The sequence below is a fragment of the Sorangium sp. So ce726 genome, from assembly GCF_051521405.1.
In the GTDB taxonomy this organism is placed as follows: Bacteria; Myxococcota_A; Polyangia; order Polyangiales; family Polyangiaceae; genus Sorangium.
On the sequence record NZ_CP150349.1, the window covers coordinates 5,987,501 to 6,009,185 of the forward strand.

The following is a 21,685-nucleotide window of genomic DNA, read 5'->3' on the forward strand; positions in this document are numbered from 1 at the left end:
CCGGTGCGGCGCCGAAACGTCCGAGGTATCGGCCGCCCGCCACGTCGCGAGACGACAGGACCGCCCAGGGCGCGAGGATCGCGAGGATGTGGAGCCCCCTGGTCTGACGCGTGGCACGCCCACCGGCCGTGCCCGGCGTGCGGGCCGCCGGTCGAGGTCGCGCGCCACGAGCTCGCCTCGCACGAGGACGTGACGCCGCAAGAGACCATCCCGGGCGAAAGCTCGCCGTGGATGCTCAGGGTGCGCGGGCCAGAGGCGCGTGAGCGCACCATCGGCCGTCTGGAGCGCATGCGCCCGCGCGCAAAGGAGTACGCAAAGGACTAACAAGACCTTCAATGCAGCACGGCTGCGCGCGCGTGCCGCGCGCGTGCATCGATTGCGCGACGCATCCTCCTCTCCGCTGGCCTGACCTCTGCAGACACCGGCGACGCAGGTGGCACAGGGTAGGCGTCGGGGGGGAGCGGCCATGACAATGCGTATCGGGGCGATGGCGGTGGGCTCAGCGGTTCTCGCGCTGGGCTGTATGGACCTGGATCAGCAAGAGCCGCCACGTGAAGGCGTGGCCGCTCCACAGATACAGAGCGGCGCGCGGCTGGAGACAGCGCGCTTCATCGAGGGTGGAACGATACCGTATGTGCTCGACTTCTCGCCCGAGACCGGGCAGATCCTCGGCGGCTCGCACACGCTCCTCATCCCGCTGACCGGGACGCGAGAGGCCATCGACGGCGCGAATCTGCCCACGAGCCTGCATCCGGAGCTCAGGGGGTCGTACGTGGCGCTGAACTCGAGCCTGCTGCAAGGCCAGTCCACGGGCCCCTTCGCCTCGCAGTGGTGGCCGCAAAACAAGAACGGAATCGCGGATCGGTGGAACTCCGCGGTCAAGGACTACGGCGATCTGACGTCCGATCCAGACAATCTATCTCCGGCCGAGAAGTACGATCTCCTGTTCTACGCGGGACAGGGCCGGTCCCTCGATCCGCCCGCGTACGCAATCACCTCCGGGGCGGGCCGGGCTGACGGGCTGCGCGCTCCCCGGGCGACGCAGGTGGCGGGGCCGACGACGTACTGGGAGCTGAAGCACCACGGCCTGTATCAAGGGGTGACCCCGGAGTACTGGTGGGGACACTGCAACGGCTGGGCGGCCTATGTCGTCGCCGAGGACGGCGGGCCGCCGCAGCGCGACATCCGCGTGAAGCTCTCGGGCGGCAAGGTGACCACGTGCGCTTCGGCCGAGACGGGGTGCATCCTGTTCCGCACCGCCGATATCGAGGCGCTCATGACCGAGCTGTACCACAGCGACTCGGCCACGGTGTCCGGGCGGCGCTGCGAGACGCGGGAGGACCTGGTCCAGCGCGATCAGTACGGCAGGCCCGTCGATCCGGCGTGCCGCGACCTGAACCCCGCGACGATGCACATCGCCATGACTGGCCTCCTCGGCCTGGGCGCGAGTTCCATCAGCTCGACGTCGAGCGCGCGGGCGCGGCGCGCGTTCGTCGTCGACTACACATGGCACCGCGAGGTGTGGAGCTACCCGGTCACGTCGTTCAGCATCGACACGATGGCGGAGGTGAGCGCGCAGGAGGCAGCGCGGCTCGTCTGTAACGGCGGGTTCCAGGGAGCGGATTGCTACAATTACCGGTTCAACCCGTACGCGAGGCGCTTCGTCCGCGTCAGCGGGCGCTACGGGATGGTCTCGGACGAGGTGAGCCCCGAGCAGCTCCTCCAGCCCCCCGCGCAGCGCAACATCCCTGTCCTGAACGTGGAGCTCCACTACGTGCTCGAGCTCGACGATCGGCTGGCGGTGATCGGCGGCGAGTGGATCAGGAACCCCTCCCTGGTCAACGGCATCAACGGCAAGCAGCTGCACCCCGACTACCTCTGGCTCCCGGTGAGGGCGCAGGGCCCAGGGGAAGACGCCGACGATCTGGGCGGCTCCACGGACAACCCGTACATCGCGTACTCGCGCGCGAAGGCGCTGCTCAATCTGTCGCGCGCTGCCGTGACGGGGAGCAGGCCGTCGGAGTGACTCTGAATGACCGCGCGCCGACACCCTCGATGATCTGGCGCCGGCCATCGCGGTGACCGCGCGCCGACGGCGTCGGTGACCAGGCGCTGGCGATCGCTTTGCCGGCGCCGCGCCGCCGCGCGCCGGTCTACGATGGCGCCGCCATGGTGCACCTGGACGAGACGTTCGCCGCGGCGCTCCGCCGCGCGGACGTGCGGTGGCTCGCCGAGCACGTCGACGAGGCGCGCTGCAGCAAGGAGATGCTCTCCCAGCTCGTGAAGCACGAGGACGAGCGTGTGCGGTACCTCGGGCTCACGCGGATGGCCCAGGCCGCCCGGCGCGAGGGCAGCGCTGGGCGGCGAGAGCTCGCGGCGCTGCTCCCGCGCACGCTGCGCACACTCGACAGGACGCCGGAGGTCGCGCTGCTCCTCGCCGGGCTCTACCGCGAGCTCTGGCCTTCCCTCCCGGAGCAGCGCCTCCCGGCGTGGCGCGAGGCCTCGCTCCCCGCGGCCGTTCGCGTCGCGTGGCTCCGGACCGAGATCCTCACGCGGCCGGAGGTCGTCCGCGGCGAGCCCGCCGGCGAGCTCCTCTACCAGGCGCTCCACGCGCTCGATCCGGCCGAGATCCCCGCGCCCGAGGCGCTCCTCCCCGAGCTCGCGGCCCGTCGCGATCCGGTCCTCGCCGCCGCGGCGCTCGACCTCACCCGGCGCTGCCTGCATGCGGCGCTGCTCGCGCCCGAGCAGGCGCGCGCGGTGCTCGCCGCGCTGCTCGACGCGGCGGCGCCCGCGATCGTCGCCGGCGCGTTGCGCGAGCTCGCCGCGCCCTGGGCCGTCCTCGCCGGCGCGCCGCTCCCGGTCGCGCGCCTGGGGCAGCTCCTTGGCGGCGCCCCCGAGGTGGCCGCCGCCGCGCTGGAGACGGCGGCGCGCCATGGCGAGGGCGCCGCGCTGCGCGCGTTCGTCTCGCGCGAGGACGCGCCGCCGCGGCTCCGGCAGCGGGCGCTCACGCTCCTCGGCGAGCACGCGACCCGCGAGGACGTCGGCGCCATCCTGGACACCGCGGCGGGCGATCCGCTGCTGCTCGGCCCGAGCGCGATCGCCTGCCTGCGCGCGCTGCACCGGCGCGGGCACTTCCCCGCCCCGGAGCACGCGGCGGCCCTGCTCGACCTCGCCCTCGCCGATCCCACGATCGCCGCGGAAGACGTCGCGGTGATCGCCTTCACCTGCCGGCGCGCGCTTTTGTCGGAGCTCGCCGCGGCGCCGGGCAGCGACGCGAGCTGGCCGCGCCGCGCCGAGATCATCGTCGCCATGGCGCGGCAGGGCGCGGCGGATCTCCCGCTCGGCGACGCGCTCACCGAGAAGCTCCGCGACGCGCCCTCGCCCGCGCCCTTCCTGCGCGCGCTGGGCGCCCTGCGCCACGCCGCCGCGGAGGACGACGTGCTCGCCGCCCTGCCGCGCGCGCCCGCCGCGGCCCTGGACGCGCTCGCCGCGATCGGCGGCCCACGCACGGTGGATGCGCTCCGGGCCGCGCTCGGCCAGGGCGGCGCAGGCGCGGCCATCGCCCCGCACCTCCGAGGCGAGCGCCACCGCGCCGCGGCGCTGCTCTGGCACCTGACGGAGGATCCGGCGGACCGGCGCGCGCTCGTCGCCCGACTGAACCCCCGGGACCTGCCGGCCGAGATCGCCGCCGACCTCGCCGGGGCCGAGGCGGCGGAGCTCGCGGTGCTCCAGCGCGCGGTGAAGCGGTGCACGCCAGCGGACGCGCTCAGGGCGCTCGCGCGCGCGGGCGACGCGAGCGCCCTCCCGGCGATCGCGGATCTGCTGCTCCGGATCGCGGCGGACCACGCCGCTGCGTGGGCCCCTGGCGGGCCAGCCGAGCCGCCCGATCGCGACCTCGACTGGGGCCCCGCGCGGCCCGCGGAGCCGGCGATCCCGGACGATGTCGCGGAGGCGATCCGCGGCCTCGGGCGGCGGCTCCACCAGCGCCGGAAGATCCGGCCTGTCTGCCTCCTCGACGCCACGAGCGAGAGCGCTGCCGGCGACGCGCTGCTCGCGAGCCTCGCGCTCGACCTCCTCGACCGATCCGGCGTGTCCGCAGGCGAGCGCGCGCTCCTCGTCGATCTGCTGCGCTCGACGCGCGGTCAGGCCGCGCGGTCGTGCGTCCCGCGCTTGCTCCGCCATCGCGATCCCCGCGTGCGCAAGCGCGTGATCGCGCTGCTCGCCGAGGACGGGGCCGAGGCGCTCTCGGCCAGCCTGACGCTCCTCACGGGCGCGGGCGACGTGCAGACGGCGAGGCAGGCGCTGCGCGCGCTCGGGGGCATGGAGGCGCGCTGGGCCTGCCCCGCCATCGCCGCGTGCCTCGATCACCCGAACATGAGCATCAAGAAGACGGCGGCCGAGGCGCTGGCGCGGGCGGGCGGGCCCGAGGCCGTGCCGAAGCTCGTCTTCTGGCTCGGCCGCCACGACAACCCGGGGCTGCGGGCGGCGCTCGAGGCCGCGCTGCGGGCGATCGTCGGGCCGGCGTGCGAGGCGACGATCCTCGCCGCCGCAGGGGCCGTGGAGGACGAGCGCGCCCGCGACCGGCTGCTCGATGCCCTGAGCGGCAAGCTGTCGGCGCAGGCGATCCGTAGCGGGCTCCGCCAGGGATCGGCCGCGGCGGCGCGGCTGCTCGAGCGGGTGCTCGATGGCGAGATCGCCCTCGCCTCCGGGACCGCCGACGAGCTCGCCGTGGAGCTCGAGGCGCACGGCCTCGCCGCCCGCGAGCGAGCGCGCCCAGGCGCCGCGCCTCCACCAGGCGCCGCGGACGCGCTCGCTGCCGCGCTCGCCCGCGACGGCTGGGACGACGCGACGGCGCGGGGCCTGCTCGAGCGGCAGGCGGCGCTGACGCAGCGATGGCTCGCCGCCCTGCGGAAGCTCGCGCCTGAGTGGCTCCGCCTGGCAGCGGACGAGCCGGCGCTGCGTGACGCGGCGCTCCGGCTGCTCGTCCGCGCGTCCACCGCCCCGTGGTCGCCCGCCGAGGCGCGCCTGTACGCCCGGCACGCCGCGGCGCTGCTCGATGGGCTCGCGGCGGCGGCGGCCGATCTGCGCGACGGGCTGCTCCCGCTGCTCGAGGAGGCGGCGCCTGAGCTCGCGCGCGCCGAGGCGCTCGGCGTCGCGGCGCGCGTGCGCGGGCTCGCGCCGGCGCCGGGGGCGCGCCGATCGCCGCTCGCGCTGCTGCGGCGGTGCGGGGTGATCCTCGGGCGCGCCGACGTCGATCAGGCGCTCGCGATGGCGCGCGCCGCCGCCGATCCGTGGACGGCCGAGCCGGCGATCCTGCGCGAGGCGTTCGGGGCGACGGCGGAGGCGGGCGATGGCGAGGATCCCGCGGGCGCGGCGGCGTGGCGGGCGGCGCTCAGGGCCGCGGCGATGGATCCGGCGGCGCTCGCGGCGCTCCGGGCGGGGCCGCGCGGCGGCCTCGGCTCGCGCGCGCAGCTCGCCGCCCTCATCGAGGTGTTCCCGGCCGCGGCCGAGCCGGCGCGGGCGGCGCTGCTCGACTGGATGGAGTCGCTGCAGCCGATCGGCGCGCCGCCCTGGACCCTCGCCGAGCAGGCGGCCGCGCCGAGCGGCGACGCGCGGGTGCCCCGGCCGTCCGATCTCGACCAGCCGCGCTCGGCCGCGCTCCGCGAGCGCCTGCTGTCGATGCTGGCCGCGCCCGCGCCCGAGCTCCGGAGCAAGGCCGCCGCCGCGCTCCTCGCGTGGCCGGAGCCCGACGCCCGCGCCGCCGCGCTGCGGGCCTACCTGCGCGGCGACCTGGACGGCGTGGACCGCGTCCTGGGGCTTCCCTTCCTGGCGCCCTCGCTGCTCGATCTCTCCGAGGAAGAGCTCCGGGGCGACCCGGCCGACGAGGCGCGCCGGGAGCGCGCGGCGCGCCTCGCGGACCTGCTGATGCCGCCGGAAGCGGAGCGCCTGTTCCCGCAGCTGCTCTCGTGGTGGGAGTCGGGCGCGCCGGCGACGCGCGCGGCGGCGGCCCAGGCGATCCGCCGCGTCGCTCCTGACGCGCGGGCGGCTCGCCTGGTCGATCGCCTCCGGCAGGGGGCGTGGGGCTACCTCGATCTGGTCGCGAGCGAGCGGCTGCTCCGGACGCCGGAGCTCGAGGCCGTGGTGGAGCGCCTCCGCGCCGAGGGGCGCGCCGATCTGGCCGGGCAGCTCTCCCTCGACGATGGCCCGCTCCGGCCGCCCGGAGGGGGACGCGCGGCCGAGGACGCGCGGGCGCTGGAAGCGCTGCGCGCGCGCCCGGAGCCGCGCGCACTCGAGGCGAGCGACCGAGGTCCGGCGCGGCAGGAGCTCGTGCGGCTCGCGCGCGCAGGGGACGCGGAGCAGGCCCGCCGGGCGCTCTCGGCGCTGGCCGGGGCGCCCGACGGGGAGCTCGCAGCGCTGCTCGTGGAGGTGCTCGGCGATCGGCGCCCCCGGGTGCGGCTCCACGCGCACCGGCTGCTCCGCGACGCGGTCGATCGCGCCGCCTACCTGCGCGCGACGTGCTCGCTCCTCTCGGATCCGCTGCCGGACGTGGTCCGCTCGGCGATCCGGATCCTCTGTTTTGCGCCGTGGCCGCCGGCGCTCCCCGCGATCGTGGGCCTGCTCCTGCACCCGCACGCGGTCGTCCGCCGCGCGGCCGCGGAGGGGCTCGGGCACGTGGGCGCGCCGGCGATCTCCGCGCTCAAGGACGCGCTGGGCCGCGCGCGGCCGGACCGGCGCGAGGTCTATGCAGAAGTGATCCGGCGGATCGAGGGGCGGTGATCGAGCGGGGCGCCGCTCCTCAGTTCACTCGCGGCCCCGGCGCGGCCCCGGGCGTCCCTCCCGGCCCGAGCTCCCCTGCCCCGGGCGCGGCCGGCGGCGACGCCACGCCGCGATCGGGCTCACCGAGGACGCACGTCTCCTTCCCCTCGACGACCCTGCAGCGGTAGTCGGCCGGACATTTCCCCCCGCACGGCTGTCGCACACACATCCCCGTGGCTGCGTCGCACGCCGTCCCGGTTGGACACGCCGCGTAACAAGTGTCGTACACCGCGCGGTTTGCGACGGTCGACCCGGCCGCACCGGCGAGGGCGACCGCGGCGTCCGCATACCCGGTGCCGCTAACCCCGGTGCCGGGGTTCTCGTCCCGGTCATCATCGCGACCAGGCGGCGTCCGCACCGCCTTCGCACCGAGCAGGAACTCGGGCGGTCCATGCTTCGGTTTCAAACACCCCGCCAGGATTCCAACCAAACAGCAGGAGATCAGAGGGACGGTAATTCGCATAGAACCGAGATCCTCCATACACACCGAAACGATTCCACGACAACACAGGAGCACACTCCGGTACCATCGACGCGATGCAGGGGAGGGAGACGAGGTGAGCGAACCTGTACACCTAACGCCGTGGCCCACGCCGCTCCGCTGGGAGGTACCGCCCAGGAGCTGGAGTGCCGGGAAAGCGTCGAGCTTGACCGTCACAGCAGGCGGCAAGACCGACCTGTTCCTCGATCCGGAGCGCACAAGGGGCGCCCTCAACGCGCCGCGCCTGCTCGGGACGCCTCACGGGGACTTCCTTGCCAGCGCACGGGTGACCGTGGGCTTCTCGGCGGTGCGCGACGCCGGCGTGCTGCTCCTCTGGGCGCACGAGCGCTCGTGGGCGAAGCTCTGCTTCGAGCGCTCGCCGGAGGGCGCCCCGACGGTCGTCTCCGTGGTGACCCGCGGCCTGTCGGACGACCGCCGCTCCTTCGACGTCGACGCGGATCACGTCTGGCTGCGCGTCTCGCGGCTCGGGCGGGTGTGCGCGTTCCACGCCTCCACCGACGGGACGACATGGCACCTCGTCCGCAGCTTCTCGCTGGGCAGCACGGCGGAGCTCGCTGTCGGCTTCTCGGCCCAGTCGCCGGCAGGCGACGGCTGCACCGCGGTCTTCGACGACATCCGCTTCGCGCCGCGCCGGCTCGGCGACCTCCGCAGCGGAGACGCCGCGTACGGCGATGCGCTGGCGCGCGCCGGCCAGATGCCGCCGCTCACCGGGATCGCCTTGCCGCTCCCGCACGTGCTGTGAAGCACGGGCCGCGCGCTGATGCGCGCGGCCTCGTCCTGCGCGATCCCCCGCGGCGCTCGTGATCGCGCAGGATCCGGCGTGACGGCGGTGCGGAAGCAGCGCTCACGTCGTTCAAGCGAGAAATAAGCCGCCAAGGCGCCAAGGACGCCAAGAACAGAACATTATTTGGCGTCCTTGGCGCCTTGGCGGCTCGAAATTTTGATCTTTTCAGGCGGTTTCAACCCGCTTGTCGCTCCTGGGACAGGCGAAGGCGCGCCCGGGTGTCCCTGGCACGTCGCGTCTTGTCCCTGGCGCACCGTGCCTCGCCCCTGTCCCGCCGTACCTCGGCCCTGACGGCGTTCTCCATGTCCTGTCGCCAGGCGGCGTGTCCCTGGCGACCTTATCCATCTTCGATGTCGCGCGCTTCCCTGTATCTCGTGACGTCCTCCGCGTCCATGTCGCACGATTTTGCCCCGGGAGCGGAGATGTATCGATATCTGAAGTCAGGCCAGTGACGCTGTAGCGCCGGGTGACAGACGCCCCGAGCATAGCTCTTGCTCGTCAATCCGACGAGGCTCGCGAACGGTGACCACCGGGGCTCCACCGCAACGAGTCTCCGCCGTAGAAAGAGGGGAAGTATGAGCAATCGTCGCAATCTCCAGAACTGGCTCGGCATGGCGCTCGTGACAGGGCTCGTCTGCGTCACCGGCTCGGCGTGCGTGGGTTCCATGGATCCGTCGGTCGACAGCGAAGAAGCCGGCGAGACCGAGCAAGCGATCGTGAACGGCTTCGTGGCAGGGACCAGGCTCGATTGCACGATGTCGGGCCCCACCCCGACGGGGAGGCGGTGGGCGTACATCATCGTCGGCAATGACCAGTCCACCTGTTACCGGACTCCCAACATCCATCGCACGGACCTGGCGCCGGAGACCGCCATCCATTGCCACTCTCTCGGCAGAAGCATCGGATGTGATTTCATCCAGGACCTCTAGAATCCCATCCCATCCGGCGGCCGCGCGTAGCGGGACGGCCCGGCAGAGCGTGACCACCTGATCGAGCTCGAGGCGGCGCCGAGGGTGGTAGTGGCCCGCTCAACGCCGCGAACCATTCGCGTGGTGCACGCTGGCCCCTCCGCACGCCGCGCCGCGAGCATGACCATCGCCGCGGTCCTGGTCTGCGCCTGCGCGCCGGGCGCCGCGCGCGCGGATTCCGTGCCCCTGGACGGCCTCGTGGGCGTTCTACTGATCTCCCGGGCTGTTTCCCTCGCTCACCGGACCCGGTACGCTCGGGACCGATGCTTGACGAGAACACCCCTCAGGGGCCACCGGTCAGCGAGAGCGCGCGCCGGGTCGGCGCGCTGTTCCAGCCCTTCTCGCCGGGTTATACAGACGACCCCGCGCGCGCGTTCTATCAGGCGGCCCACCGGGAGGCGCCGGTCGCTTACAGCGAGGCGTTCTCCGCCTACCTCGTCACGGGCCACGCCGAGCTCACGCAGGTGCTCCGCGAGCCGGTCCTGTTCTCTTCAGCGCACATCCTCGACCTGCCGCCGGATCTGCCGCCGGAGGTGATCGCCGAGCTCAAGCAGGGCGTGTACGAGATGCCGCCGGCGCTCTTCAACAACGATCCTCCCGGGCACACGCGCGCGCGGGCGCTGTTCTCCAAGGGGTTCACGCCAGCGAGGGTCGCCTCCCTCGAGCCGGCGATCGCTCGGGCCGCGGACGCGCTCGTGAGCGCCATGGAGCTCGGCAGCGGACCGGTAGATCTGATGCAGGCGCTCGCCTTCCCGCTCCCCTTGCAGATGAGCGCCGCCCTCGTCGGGATACCGCTCGAGGACGCGCCGCTGCTCAGGGCCTGCCAGGACGAGCGGTTCACGCTCTACGATCCGACGGCCGACACGGCGCGAAAGGTGGAGGCGGCGCGGCGGTTCGTCTCCTACGAGCGCTACCTGACCGCTCTCATCGAGCGGCGCCGCGCCGAGCCCGCCGACGATCTCATCACCGCCCTGATCGGCGCCCGCATCGACGGCGAGGCGCCGCTGTCGGTCGACGAGATGATCTCCCATATCATCGTCCTGTTCTTCGCCGGCTACGAGACCGTCGCGAGCCTGATCGGCTCGCTCGTGCACCGCCTGCTCGAGGCGCCCGCGCTCTGGGACGCCATCGGCAGCGACGCGGCGCTGCTCCAGGCGGCGATCGAGGAGACGCTCCGGATCGACGCGCCCGTGCAGATGGAGCCGCGGCGCGCGACGGCGCCCGCGGTCGTCGGCGGCGTCGAGATCCCCGCGGGCGCCACGGCGTTCACCTTCTTCGGGGCCGCCAACCACGACCCCGCGGTCTTCCCGAGCCCGGAGCGGTTCGACGTGACCCGCCCCGTCGCCACCCCGCGCGGGCGACACCTCGGCTTCGGCTGGGGGATCCACACGTGCATCGGCGCTCCCCTCGCGCGCATCGAGGTGCGGTGCGCCGTGCAGGCGCTGCGCGCGGCGTTCCCCGGGCTGCGCCTCGCCGCCGCGGCGCGGCCGAGCTACGCGCCCAGCCTGTTCTTCCGCAAGCCCACGGCCGTGCCGGTGACGCTCGGCGCGGCGTGACCGCGTCCCGGGGATCAGGAAACATCCTGATGCTGTGCCGAGGGACGGTACATCGCAGGAGGCAAAGCCCCATGACAAGAGATCTTCGCGCGCGCATCATGCACATCGTGGGAGCCGGCATGTTCACCGGCCTGTCGCTGGCTGTCGGCTGCCTCGATGGCGCCGTGGAGGGCACGGAGACAGGTACGGGTGCCAACGGTCAGGGCGGCGCTGGCGGTCAGGGTAGCGCGGCGGGTCAGGGCGGCGCTGGCGGTCAGGGCGGCGCCGGCGGTCAGAGCAGCGTCCAGACGAGGTGCTTCTCGCTGGAAGAGATCCAGGCAAACGCCGGCGACGGGGGCGGCGGGGCCGGCGGCGCGGGAGGGAGCGCCGAGGCCTGCCCGAGCGACTACCATCCGAACCCCGTATCCTGCGTGAGCTACGAGAATGGCCGGCTGGAAGACGGCCAGTGCTGCTACGACGTCGACGACCCGGGCATCGGCGCCTGCGGCCGCCCGTTCCTCGTGGGCGGCGAGCCGCGCCTGGCCGGCGTCGAGGCGCGCGCCGACTGGGTGCTCGATCCTGCGGCGGACGACATGACCGCGCTCGATCCCGTGACGCGCGCCGCCCTCGCGGAGGCGTGGCTCGCCGACGCGCGCCTCGAGCACGCATCGATCGCGTCCTTCGCGCGCTTCACGCTCGATCTGCTCGCCCTCGGCGCGCCGCCCGCCCTGATCGACGCCGCGCAGCGCGCCCTGTCGGACGAGCTGCAGCACGCGAGGGCGTGCTTCACGCTCGCGAGCCGCTACGCCGGCCGGCCGCTCGGCCCGGGGACGCTGGCCATGGATGGCGCGCTCGGCGCGCCCACGCTCGCCGGCGCCGCGGCCAGCGCGGTGCGCGAGGGCTGCGTGGGCGAGACGCTCGCCGCGCTCCTGGCCAGCGCGCAGCGGGACCGCGCGCGTGACCCCGAGGCGCACCGTACCCTCGACAGGATCGCGGCCGACGAGGCCGCTCACGCCGAGCTCGCCTGGGCGTTCGTGCGCTGGGCCGTGGCGCGCGGCGGCGAGCCGGCGCGCGCGGCCGTGGCGCGCGCGTTCGCCGAGGCGCTCGCCGAGGTGCGCGGCGTGCGCCTCGGCGAGCGGGCGGGGATCGACGCCGCTGCATGGCGCGACCACGGCCGGCTCACCGAGGCGGAGCGGGCGCGCTGCCACCTGGACGCCGTGCGCGACGTGATCGCGCCGTGCGCAGAGGCGCTGTTGTCCGCGCCCCTCTCCGCTCCCTCGCCCGACCCGAGCCCCGGCGCCGCGGCGTCGCCCTCGTGAGAGGATCCAAGAAAGCATCCCTGCCCCTGCCCCGGTCCGCGTCAGTCGAGATCAGCCGATATCAGCCGGCGTCAGTGGACATCAGTCGACGTCAGTCGACGTTGAGGCTCGCCGCAATGGCGCGCTCATGACCCAGCAGTTTCAAGCAGTTATCGACAGATGGCGGCAGCAAAAAAACATCGCTGAGCGTGTCGATCTCGGGCCCGCCCGTTCGTCGTGACGGTAGAACCAGGGCGCATCCGGTCAGTGCCGTCCGGACGACCTACATCGAACCAGCTCGACCCACGAGAGGAGATACGACATGCGATCCATGATCACCGCGGAACCGGCCACCCACGACGCGAAGGCAGCGCGAGAGCAGCCGGATCACGCACCGCCGCGTTCCGATCACCGGACGAGGAGCGCGGTCATGAGGCGCGTCTCGATGGCAGCGTGCCTGTTCGTCGCCGCGTGCGGTGGCGCGGAGGACTCCACCGATCCGGAGCCGACCGCGTGGAAGGACATGACCTTCGAGCAGCGCGTCGCGTACATGAACAGCGACGTCCTGCCGCGGATGAAGGAGGTGTTCGTGGCGTACGACCCGGCGTTCGAGACCATGGACTGCGCGACGTGCCACGGCGCCGACGGGGCCACGCGCGCCTACGCCATGCCGAGCCCGGAGATCGCCGTGTTGCCCGGCACCGAGGAGGGGTTCCTCGAGTACGTGCAAGACCCGGAGCACCCCGAGCGCGCGGAGTGGAGCACCTTCATGTTCGAGAAGGTCGTGCCCGAGATGGCCAGCCTGCTCCAGCGCGTCCAGTACGACCCCACGACCGGCAATGGCGACTTCTCGTGCAACAACTGCCACACGCTGGGGTCGGTCGAGCCGTGAGGCCGCCCGAGGCGGGGACGAGCGGCGCTGACCTCGGCCCCCTCGCGCCCGTCGGCGCACCTCCGCTCTCCGGTCTGCATCCTTTGGGATTGGCGCCTTCGTGTTGACTTCGTCACATCCGGCGCCCTGATCCGTCAGTATCAATCGGGTCATCCTGCCCCGCCAAAGCGCCCTGCTGCTGCCGAGCCGACAGCCACGGCAGCGCCGTAGGGCCCGCACGCTCGGCGGCGAAAGCTCGATCGCCTGGCGCCCGGCCCTGTATATCTCGGTCCAGAGGAGGTCTCCCATGCCCGACCCGAGCGAGATCGCAGAGTGCAACGCGCAGTTCCTGGCCGCCTGGATCCACTTCAGCCGCTGCCTCCCCGGCCACCGGATCGAGCAAACGGACGGCGTCTCCGTCATCCTCTCGGGCACGGACATGGCCCTGCTCAACATCGCCACGCTCTCCTCGCCGGCCGGCAACCTCACGGATCTGGAGCGCCGCGCGCGCATCGGCGCCGAGCTCGCCCGGACCGGCGGCGTTCCCTGGTTCTTCGCGCTGTCCGACAGCTGGGCGCCCGGCGGTGACGCGGAGGCGGCCGCCGAGCTCCTGGCCGGGCTCGGCTTCCAGCCTGCGGTGTCGATCATGGGCATGGTGGCCGACGCGCTCCCCACCCCGCGGCGGGAGATCGCCGGCCTGGAGCTCAGGCGCGTGGGCGACGCCGAGACGCGCGCGGCAGTCGCCGATCTCAACTCCATCGCCTACAGCCTCCCCCTCCCCACCGGGCGCGCCGCCCTGGCCCACGAGGCGTTGTGGGACGACCGGGCGTTCGGGCGGGTCGGCTACATGGGCGACGAGCCGGTATGCTGCGCGGCGACGTTCATGGTGGAGGGGATCCGGTACGTGGGCTTCGTCGCCACCGCAGCCGAGCACAGGCGCAAAGGCTACGCCGAGGCGGTGATGCGCTGCTGTCTCGACGACGCGCTGAGCGCCACCGGCGCCCAGAAGACCGTCCTCCACGCGACGGACCTGGGGCGGCCCGTGTACGAAGTGATGGGCTACCACGCGGTCACGCGCTTCGCCTTCTACACGCCGCCGGCGGACTACCTGCCGCCGCCGCAGGCCTGATCCCGCGCGCCCCGCCTACCACCCGCACGTCTTGCCGCGGTTCTGCTGGTCGAGCCAGTCCTTGAGCGGCCCGAAGTAGTCGAGCATCGCTGTCGCATCCATCCGCCGCGATCCCGTCACCACCTCGAGCGCGTCCGGCCACGGGCGGCTCCGCCCCATCTCCAGCATCCGCCGGAGGCGCTCGCCGGCCTTCTCGCTGCCGTAGATCGTGCAGCGATGGAGCGGCCCCTTGTACCCCGCTGCCTCGCAGAGCGCGCGGTGGAACTGGAACTGGAGGAGATGGGCGAAGAAGTACCGGATGTAAGGGACGCTCGCCGCCACATGGTACTTCGCGCCAGGATCGAAGTCTGACTCGGAGCGGGGCACCGGCGGCACGACCCCCTGGTACCTCCTCCGGAGCTCCCAATAGGCCTTGTTGTATCCCGCCGGCTGGATGTCCCCCGAGAACACCCCCCAGCGCCAGCGGTCGACCGAGACAGCGAACGGCAGGAAGGCGATCTTGCCGAGGGCCTCGCGGAGGAGGAGCGAGAGGTCGCTGGAGGCGGGGGGCAGCTGGTCCACGAGCCCGATCCGCTGGAGGTACTCCGGACTGACCGAGAGCCCGATCGTGTCGCCGATGGCCTCGTGAAACGCGGGGTTGGGACTGTCGCGGTACAGGAGCGGCAGGTGATTGTACGCCCGCTGGTAGAAGCTGTGGCCGAGCTCGTGGTGGATCGTCTGGAAGTCGCCGGCCGTGATTTCGATGCACATCTTGATGCGCAGATCCTCGTCGTCGTCGATGTTCCACGCGCTCGCGTGACAGACGACGTCGCGATCCGCCGGCTTGACGAAGAGCGACCGCTCCCAGAAGGTGGCCGGGAGCGGCTCGAACCCGAGCGAGACGAAGAAGCGCTCTCCCGTCTTCACCATCTCGATCGGCGTGTACCCCTTCGCCTGCAGCGCCGCGTCGAGATCGTAGATCGGCGCGGCGCCCTCGGGCTCCATGAGATCGTAGATGTTGCTCCACTCCTGCGCCCACATGTTGCCGAGCAGATCGGCCCGGATGGGGCCCTTGCCGGGCACGATGTCCTCGCCGTACTTCGCGGCGAGCCGGCCCCGCGCGTAGCAGTGGAGCGCGTCATAGAGCGGCTTGACCTGCCCCCAGAGGCGATCGACCTCCCGCGACAGCACGCCGGGCCGCATCTCGAATTTTGAGCGCCACGCGTCGCCTGTGTCCTTGAACCGGAGCTCGCGGGCGCCCTCGTTCGCCAGCTGGACGAGCCGCGTGAAATCGCCGCGCATGGGGGCAGAGACCGTGTGCCAGCCGACCCACGCCCGCTTCAGCTCCTCGGGGTCGCGGCTCTTCGCGAGGATCCTGCTCAGCTCCTCGAGATCGAGGCACTGGCCGCCCGCGGGGCAGTACTTGCCCGCTCCGTACATCGCCTCCAGCCTCGACGCGATGGTCGCGACCTCCTTCGTTTTCGCGGGATCGGCGGGCGCGTAGAGCGTGAGGGACGTTCGCAGGAGCTCGAGCCGGCGGCGGACGTCATAGGGCAGATCGAGGCCGAGGAAGCGGGCGGCCCGCTTCGCGTAATCGGCCTGCACCCCGAGCAGCTTCGCGCTCGCCGCGGCCGAGAGGATCTCGGTGTCGACGGTGATGTACGTCGCCGCCACCCACGCCGCGCGGTTGTTGTAGGTGCTGAGCTCGTGCAGCTCCGCCTCGGCCGCATCGATGAACCGCGCGGCCTCCTCCGCCGCTGGGTCGGGGACGGGCTCCGGCGGCGTGGGCGGGGTGGGCTCGGAGCAGGCCGCCGTGAGCGCGAGCATGCTGCAGGGCAAGGCGACGACGAACATCGGAATGCGCACCATTTCCCGCCGCTCCTCGATCGCGGACAGCTCCGGCGTGAAACCGTCCCTCCACCCCGGACGCGCAGAGGGCGCGGGGTGCGCTTCGGCGCCGCGATCCTGGTGGGGCTCCTAAGGCCGCTCGCCGGCTCCAGCAATCCTCTCAGGCGCGCCGCGGCGAGGGCCGAGAGGCGGCAAAGTCCGCTCGATCCAGGTCATCGCGCCAGCCTGGAGGTGGCCCCTCGTCGCGAGATCGCTCAAGATCCGCCGGAGGTGGGCAACCGCCCACGGAAGGGAGGAAGCGAGCATGGCCGTCCAGCTCAATCACACCATCATCCCGGCGCGGGACAAGACGACGTCCGCCGCCTTTTTGACCGAGATCCTGGGCCTCTCGGCGCCTGTGCCGTTCGGGCACTTCTTGACGGTACGGCTCGACAATGACGTCACGCTCGACTTCATGGACACCGCCGACGAGATCCGCTCTCAGCACCTCGCCTTCCTGGTCAGCGAGGCCGAGTTCGACGCGATCTTCGGTCGAATCCGCGAACGCCAGATCCCGTACTGGGCAGATCCCAGAGCGCAGCACCCCGGGGAGATCAACCACCATGACGGCGGGCGCGGCGTCTATTTCCCTGATCCCGCCGGGCACTTCCTCGAGATCATCACCCGCCCTTACGGCAGCGGCGGTGGATGACGGAGCGATCGTTCTGTCGGGGGAAAGAGCCCCTCCCCGATGAGGGAGGCTCGCAAGGTACCCGCGTCAGGGTGGTTGATGGCGAGCACGGCAAGGGATGTGATCGATCTCGAACGGGATCGACGAGACCACTTGCGGGAGCGAGCTCGTGCATCCGCGCGCAATCCTGCTCGTCGAAGACGAGCTGCAGGATCGACCGGGCCGCTTCAGGGGAGAGGTCATCCCGCTCGGGGTGGATAATGCGGCTGAGAATGGTGGTCTCCTTCCCGGCGCCCGCTCATGGTGGCTGCATGGAGGGGCGGTAGCAGACCGCCGTCTCGGTGGGGGTCCCCCGGGGAGCTGCGCGCCCTGCCTGGGCCGCAGCGAGCGCGCCGTGGCGGAGCGTTGCGCGCGTGAGGCCACTCTCACCATTTCCTCCCGCGCGTTTCCTGTCTAGCTTTGGGTCCATGTTCCGCACCTCCACCTTCCTCGTCACCCTCGCCATCGCCGGCTGCGGCGGCGCCCCGAAGCCGCCGCCGGAGCCCCCACAACCCCCGCCCATCGCCGCCGAGCCCGAGCCGGAGCCCGAGCCTCCGCTCGACGACGCGCCGATGCTCGACGTGATCGCCGCGCAGCCGACCGAGATCCTGCTGGACGGCAAGCCCATCGGGACGACGCCGATCTCGGGGCGCAAGGTCGCACCCGGGTCGCACGAGGTAACGTTCGTGGACCCGGAGCGCGGCAACCGGACCATGATGGTGACGCTCGAGCCCGGCGACGCGAAGACGGTCCAGTCGGACCCACCACCTTCCCTCGTCGAAGCGAGCGGCGGCGCGACGGGCGACAAGCAGGGCGAGAAGAAGTAGCGGGACGGCGGCAAACAGCTCATCAAGGTCGCGGAGGCTTGACGAGGAGGAGCGACCGGCCGGCGCGCTCCGGAGACTCCATCTCGCTCGCCGGTTCCTGGCTCGCGTGACGCCGCATCGCGCATCGAACGACGCTGTCGCTCGCCTCGGGTGACCTCTCGAGGCACGATCTTCCACCGCACCTTTCTCGAAGCGCTCCGCGCGGCAGCGTCGAGGAGCGCGCTGTCCGACCGGAGGGCGCCTCGGCTTGCGCGCGCACGCTCGGGCGTGCAAAGCTGCGCCGGCTTGACAAGGAGGTCTCCGTGACGAGGTTATTTGAGCCCTTTCGCTTGAAGGACGTGACGCTGCGCAACCGCGTGGTCGTCTCTCCCATGTGCCAGTACTCCTCCAGGAACGGGTACGCCACCGACTGGCATCTTGTTCATCTGGGTTCGATGGCGAGGGGCGGAGTCGGCCTGGCGATCGCCGAGGCGACGGCGGTATCCCCGGAAGGCCGCATCAGCCCCGGAGACGCCGGTCTGTGGGAGGACGGGCAGATCGAGCCTCTCCAGCGGATCGTCGCGTTCGTCAAGGAGCAGGGCGCGGTCGCGGGGATCCAGCTCGCGCACGCGGGGAGGAAGGCGAGCGCCAACCGGCCCTGGGAGGGCGACGATCACCTCACGCAGGACGAGGGCGCCTGGGAGACGCTGGCGCCCTCGGCGAAGGCGTTCGGAGCGAACCTCCCCAAGGTGCCGAGGGAGATGTCGAAGGCCGACATCGAGCGCGTGAAGGGCGATTTCGTCGCCGCCGCGCGGCGGGCACGCGAGGCGGGCTATCAATGGCTCGAGCTGCACTTCGCGCACGGCTATCTGGCGCACAGCTTCTACTCGCCGCTCGCCAATGCGCGCACCGACGAGTACGGGGGGTCGTTCGACAACCGGATCCGCTTCCTGGTCGAGACGTTCGAGGCGGTGCGCAACGTCTGGCCGGAGCGCTTGCCGCTGACGATCCGCCTCTCGATCACGGACTGGGTGGACGGCGGCGTCACGGTCGAGGAGTCGATCGAGCTGACGAGGCGCCTCAAGGCCTCCGGCCTCGATCTTCTCGACGCGAGCCACGGGTTCGCCGTGCCCGATCTCTCGAAGATCCCCTGGGGCCCTGGCTTCTTGCTCCCGCACGCCGGGCGCATCCGGAAGGAAGCGGAGCTGCCGGTCGCCACGGGGTGGTTCATCAACGAGCCCGAGCAGGCCGAAGCAGCCTTGAAGGAGGGCCAGGCGGACCTCATCGTGCTGGCGCACGCCCTCCTGGACGACCCGCACTGGGCCTATCACGCGGCCAAGAAGCTGGGCGTGGAGCAGCCGAGCCGCGTCCTCCCGCCGCCCTACGGGCACTGGCTCAAGCGCTGAACAGGGGACGCTGGTCGTCCCCTCGTCCGCAGCTATCTTCGACCGATGGGGGAGCGATGGAGCGTCCGTCGATGGTTGTGGGAAGCGCTGCGCGGGCGCGCGGTCGGGCCATCGAGACCTGCACCCTCGCGGGTCAACCATTCCTGCTACAGGACGCCGGCCCCTCACGGGGAGCCCCGCCGCGAGGGCTCCCACCACCACGCTGCCGACGATGTCATCACCTCCGACACGCCGCTGACCGCGTTGATGCTCGGGTCCCAGGAGCGCCACTGGAAGACGAGCGCGCTCGATACGGTGCGCATCGACCCTCCAGGGCTCTTCGATTCGTGGTCCGTCCTCGGGGTGAGCCAGTGGTTCTGGCAGTACCAGCGCCGCAACCTGATCCTCTTCGAGCAAGGAGAGCGCCGATACGTCTACGTTCCTGCGCGGCTGGCCCTCGCGTGGGCCGTGGCGGAAGGCGTCGTGCCCCGAGACGCCCTCGAGGATCGGGCGCGCGAGAGGGCCGCACACGCGGAGCCGTTGGATCGGATGCACGTCGAGCACTTTCGCGGCTGCGCTCTCGACAGCGCACCTGGCGGGGACGGGTGGGAGGCGCTCGTCCAGCGCGTGCGCGGCGAGGCGCCGCCGCAGCCAGGCGACATCGATCTCGCGAGGCTCGTACACGGCGATCTCTGGAGGGCCGCCGACTCAGCGCGCCTCGAGTCCATAGCTGGCGCCTTCGGGGTGGTGGACCTCCTCACGGTGTTTCAGGGGCTCGGCAGCCACGAGTTCACGCTCCCACGCGTGCTCTTCGGCGGAGAAGCCGAGCAGCTCATCGACGAGCGCCTCGGCGGCCGCACACCAGGGCACGTCCGCGACGAGCTGCAGCGCGGAGCACCTACCGCACGGTGGAGCGACGGCCCGCGGCGGCTGGCGGCTGTCGTGGCTCGGAATCACGCGCTCGACGGTTGCGTCGGCGGCCATGAAGCGGAGCTCGCGCTGGTCCGCCTGGAGCTGTCCACAAGCGGGTGGGTGTACGAGCGCGAGGTGCTCTGGGCCGACGCGGAGGAAGGCGAGCCGATGAGCTGAGCTTCACGGGGATCCCAGGACCTGCGCCAGCGCGCCGCCGGCGACGTCCTCTCGAACCCCACTGCCATCGTCGAGGTGCTCTCACGCAGCACCGAGGCCTTCGATCGGGGCGAGACGTGGGAGGGGTACCAGCGCCTCCCCTGCCTGACGGACTACCTGCTCGTCTCACCATGGCACGTGCGTATCGAGCACTATCGACGCGAGGGGGACGGCTCCTGGCGGTATCGCGTGCTCGAGCGGGGCGATACGATCGCCCTGGCGAACGGCGCCGAGATCTCGGTCGATGCCATCTACGACGGTGCCTTCGAGCTAGAAGCCGACTGACCTCGCAGAGTTTCACCGCGGGCGGCCGGATGTGGCAGCATGGGGCCGGAGGAGACCCTACCTTGCGCCTCGGGATCGATTTCGGAACCACGCGGACCGTGGTCGCGTGCTGCGATCGCGGGAACTACCCTGTCGTCAGCTTCCAGGACGCGGCGGGGGACACCGTGGATTTCTACCCCTCCGTGGCCGCCGAGCGGCGGGGGGAGCTCCGGTTCGGCTTCGACGCCCTCGCGGTCGCCTCGGACCCCGAGTGGACCGTGCTCCGCTCGTTCAAGCGCGTGCTCTCCGGCCCGCGCGCGTCGCCCGACGTCGAGGTCGAGATCGGCGGGACGACGCTCCGGGTGCTCGATCTCTTGACCCTGTTCCTGCGATCGCTCCGCGACGCCGTGCTGAACCGGTCGAACCGGCCCAAGAAGGACGACGACGGGCGCCTCATCTCGGTCGTGGCGACCCCGGCCAACGCGCACGGGTCGCAGCGGTTCGTGACGCTCGACGCCTTCCGCCGCGCCGGCTTCGAGGTCATCGCGCTCCTGAACGAGCCGTCGGCCGCCGGCTTCGAGTACACGCACCGCCACCGCAGCACCATCACGTCGAAGCGCGAGCACATCGTCGTCTACGACCTCGGCGGCGGGACGTTCGACGCGTCGCTTGTCCACATGACCGGGCGCAGCCACGACGCCGTGACGACCGCGGGCCTGAACCACCTCGGCGGCGACGACTTCGACGCCGCGCTGGCCTCGATGGCGCTCGACGCCGGCAAGATCGAGCGCGAGGGCCTGCCGGCGCGCGCGCTCGCGGCGCTCGCGGACCAGTGCCGCGAGGCGAAGGAGCGGCTCAACCCGAACTCCCGGCGCATCGTGATCGACCTGGAGGCCTGCCTGGGCGATCTCTCGCCCGCCCACGAGGTGACGATCGCGACCTCCGACTACTACGACCGGTGCGTGCCCCTCGTGGAGTCGACCATCACGGCGATGCAGCCGGTGATCGCGCGCCTCGACGCCGGAGCGGGCGAGGCGCTCGCCGACATCGCAGGGATCTACGTCGTCGGCGGCGCGAGCTCGCTGCCCATCGTCGCGCGGACGCTGCGCGAGCGCTTCGGGCGCCGCGTCCATCGCTCCCCCTACCCCTCGGCGGCGATCGCGATCGGCCTGGCCATCGCCGTCGACGAGGACGCGGGCTTCGAGCTCTCCGACCGGCTCTCGCGCCATTTCGGGGTGTTCCGGGAGGGCAGCGGCGGGGACGAGGTGGTCTTCGATCCGATCTTCGACCGGGAGGCGCGCATCCCGTCGAGCCACGAGGCGCCGGTGGTCTCGCGTCGCGTGTACCGGGCGGCGCACAACGTCGGCCGCTACCGGTTCGTCGAGTGCGCGGCGCTCGACCGGCTCGGCGTGCCCCACGGCGACATCACGGCGTTCAACGAGGTCGTGTTCCCCTTCGACAGGCGGCTCCGCGATCGCGCCGCCGAGCTCGGCGGGGTGACCGTCGAGCGCATGGGCAACGAGGGGCCGCTGATCGAGGAGCAGTACGCGATCACCTCGCACGGGATCGTCGAGGTGACGATCACGGACGTGGAGGCAGGGTACCGGCGCGTCTACCAGGTCGGGGCGTGAGCGGCGGAGCGGCCGTGTCCGAGGCCGCTCGA

General features: G+C 72.2%; 16 protein-coding genes. 14 read left to right on the top strand and 2 right to left on the bottom strand.

Annotated elements, in window-relative coordinates:
• The first annotated feature begins 466 nt into the window (after nucleotides 1–466).
• Entirely contained in the window at nucleotides 467–2,026 is a 1,560-nt protein-coding gene (locus WME79_RS22360) for a hypothetical protein (protein WP_437538752.1), read from the top strand.
• A 143-nt stretch (nucleotides 2,027–2,169) separates the two neighbouring features.
• A complete protein-coding gene (locus WME79_RS22365) occupies nucleotides 2,170–6,777 on the top strand; it encodes a HEAT repeat domain-containing protein (protein WP_437538753.1) in 4,608 nt (1,535 codons plus the stop codon).
• Between the two features lie 19 nt (nucleotides 6,778–6,796).
• On the opposite strand, the gene WME79_RS22370 is transcribed toward WME79_RS22365, so the two are convergent.
• A complete protein-coding gene (locus tag WME79_RS22370) occupies nucleotides 6,797–6,979 on the bottom strand; it encodes a hypothetical protein (protein ID WP_437538755.1) in 183 nt (60 codons plus the stop codon).
• 394 nt (nucleotides 6,980–7,373) lie between these two features.
• On the opposite strand from WME79_RS22370, the gene WME79_RS22375 reads away from it, so the two are divergent.
• The 6 genes from WME79_RS22375 to WME79_RS22400 all read left to right on the top strand — a co-directional run bounded on the left by WME79_RS22375 (nucleotide 7,374) and on the right by WME79_RS22400 (nucleotide 13,903).
• A complete protein-coding gene (locus tag WME79_RS22375; protein ID WP_437538757.1) occupies nucleotides 7,374–8,060 on the top strand; it encodes a DUF1349 domain-containing protein in 687 nt (228 codons plus the stop codon).
• Between the two features lie 617 nt (nucleotides 8,061–8,677).
• Entirely contained in the window at nucleotides 8,678–9,031 is a 354-nt protein-coding gene (locus WME79_RS22380; protein ID WP_437538759.1) for a hypothetical protein, read from the top strand.
• 302 nt (nucleotides 9,032–9,333) lie between these two features.
• The gene (locus WME79_RS22385) at nucleotides 9,334–10,626 is read left to right on the top strand and encodes a cytochrome P450 (protein WP_437538761.1); all 1,293 of its coding nucleotides are present in this window, start codon (nucleotides 9,334–9,336) and stop codon (nucleotides 10,624–10,626) included.
• A gap of 71 nt (nucleotides 10,627–10,697) precedes the next feature.
• Nucleotides 10,698–11,924 carry a ferritin-like domain-containing protein gene (locus tag WME79_RS22390; RefSeq protein ID WP_437538763.1) on the top strand — a complete coding sequence of 409 codons (1,227 nt, stop codon included), beginning with the start codon at nucleotides 10,698–10,700 and terminating at the stop codon, nucleotides 11,922–11,924.
• Between the two features lie 409 nt (nucleotides 11,925–12,333).
• Entirely contained in the window at nucleotides 12,334–12,795 is a 462-nt protein-coding gene (locus WME79_RS22395) for a hypothetical protein (RefSeq protein WP_437538764.1), read from the top strand.
• 286 nt (nucleotides 12,796–13,081) lie between these two features.
• Nucleotides 13,082–13,903 carry a GNAT family N-acetyltransferase gene (locus WME79_RS22400; protein ID WP_437538766.1) on the top strand — a complete coding sequence of 274 codons (822 nt, stop codon included), beginning with the start codon at nucleotides 13,082–13,084 and terminating at the stop codon, nucleotides 13,901–13,903.
• A 15-nt stretch (nucleotides 13,904–13,918) separates the two neighbouring features.
• Here the strand turns inward: WME79_RS22400 and WME79_RS22405 are convergent, their stop codons facing one another.
• Nucleotides 13,919–15,751, bottom strand: coding sequence for a M2 family metallopeptidase (locus tag WME79_RS22405; RefSeq protein WP_437538768.1), 1,833 nt, complete (start codon nucleotides 15,749–15,751; stop codon nucleotides 13,919–13,921).
• A gap of 283 nt (nucleotides 15,752–16,034) precedes the next feature.
• Here WME79_RS22405 and WME79_RS22410 point away from each other — a divergent pair, with 283 nt between their 5' ends.
• The 6 genes from WME79_RS22410 to WME79_RS22435 all read left to right on the top strand — a co-directional run bounded on the left by WME79_RS22410 (nucleotide 16,035) and on the right by WME79_RS22435 (nucleotide 21,653).
• On the top strand, nucleotides 16,035–16,421 hold the full coding sequence (locus WME79_RS22410; RefSeq protein ID WP_437538770.1) for a VOC family protein: 387 nt from the start codon (nucleotides 16,035–16,037) through the stop codon (nucleotides 16,419–16,421).
• 446 nt (nucleotides 16,422–16,867) lie between these two features.
• On the top strand, nucleotides 16,868–17,266 hold the full coding sequence (locus WME79_RS22415; RefSeq protein ID WP_437538772.1) for a PEGA domain-containing protein: 399 nt from the start codon (nucleotides 16,868–16,870) through the stop codon (nucleotides 17,264–17,266).
• 302 nt (nucleotides 17,267–17,568) lie between these two features.
• Nucleotides 17,569–18,651 carry an NADH:flavin oxidoreductase/NADH oxidase gene (locus WME79_RS22420; RefSeq protein WP_437538774.1) on the top strand — a complete coding sequence of 361 codons (1,083 nt, stop codon included), beginning with the start codon at nucleotides 17,569–17,571 and terminating at the stop codon, nucleotides 18,649–18,651.
• A 246-nt stretch (nucleotides 18,652–18,897) separates the two neighbouring features.
• Nucleotides 18,898–19,719 carry a hypothetical protein gene (locus tag WME79_RS22425; protein ID WP_437538775.1) on the top strand — a complete coding sequence of 274 codons (822 nt, stop codon included), beginning with the start codon at nucleotides 18,898–18,900 and terminating at the stop codon, nucleotides 19,717–19,719.
• A gap of 21 nt (nucleotides 19,720–19,740) precedes the next feature.
• A complete protein-coding gene (locus WME79_RS22430; RefSeq protein WP_437539909.1) occupies nucleotides 19,741–20,043 on the top strand; it encodes a Uma2 family endonuclease in 303 nt (100 codons plus the stop codon).
• Nucleotides 20,044–20,105: 62 nt separating this feature from the next.
• Nucleotides 20,106–21,653, top strand: a complete 1,548-nt coding sequence (locus WME79_RS22435) for an Hsp70 family protein (protein WP_437538777.1) — start codon at nucleotides 20,106–20,108, stop codon at nucleotides 21,651–21,653.
• Nucleotides 21,654–21,685 lie beyond the last annotated feature (32 nt).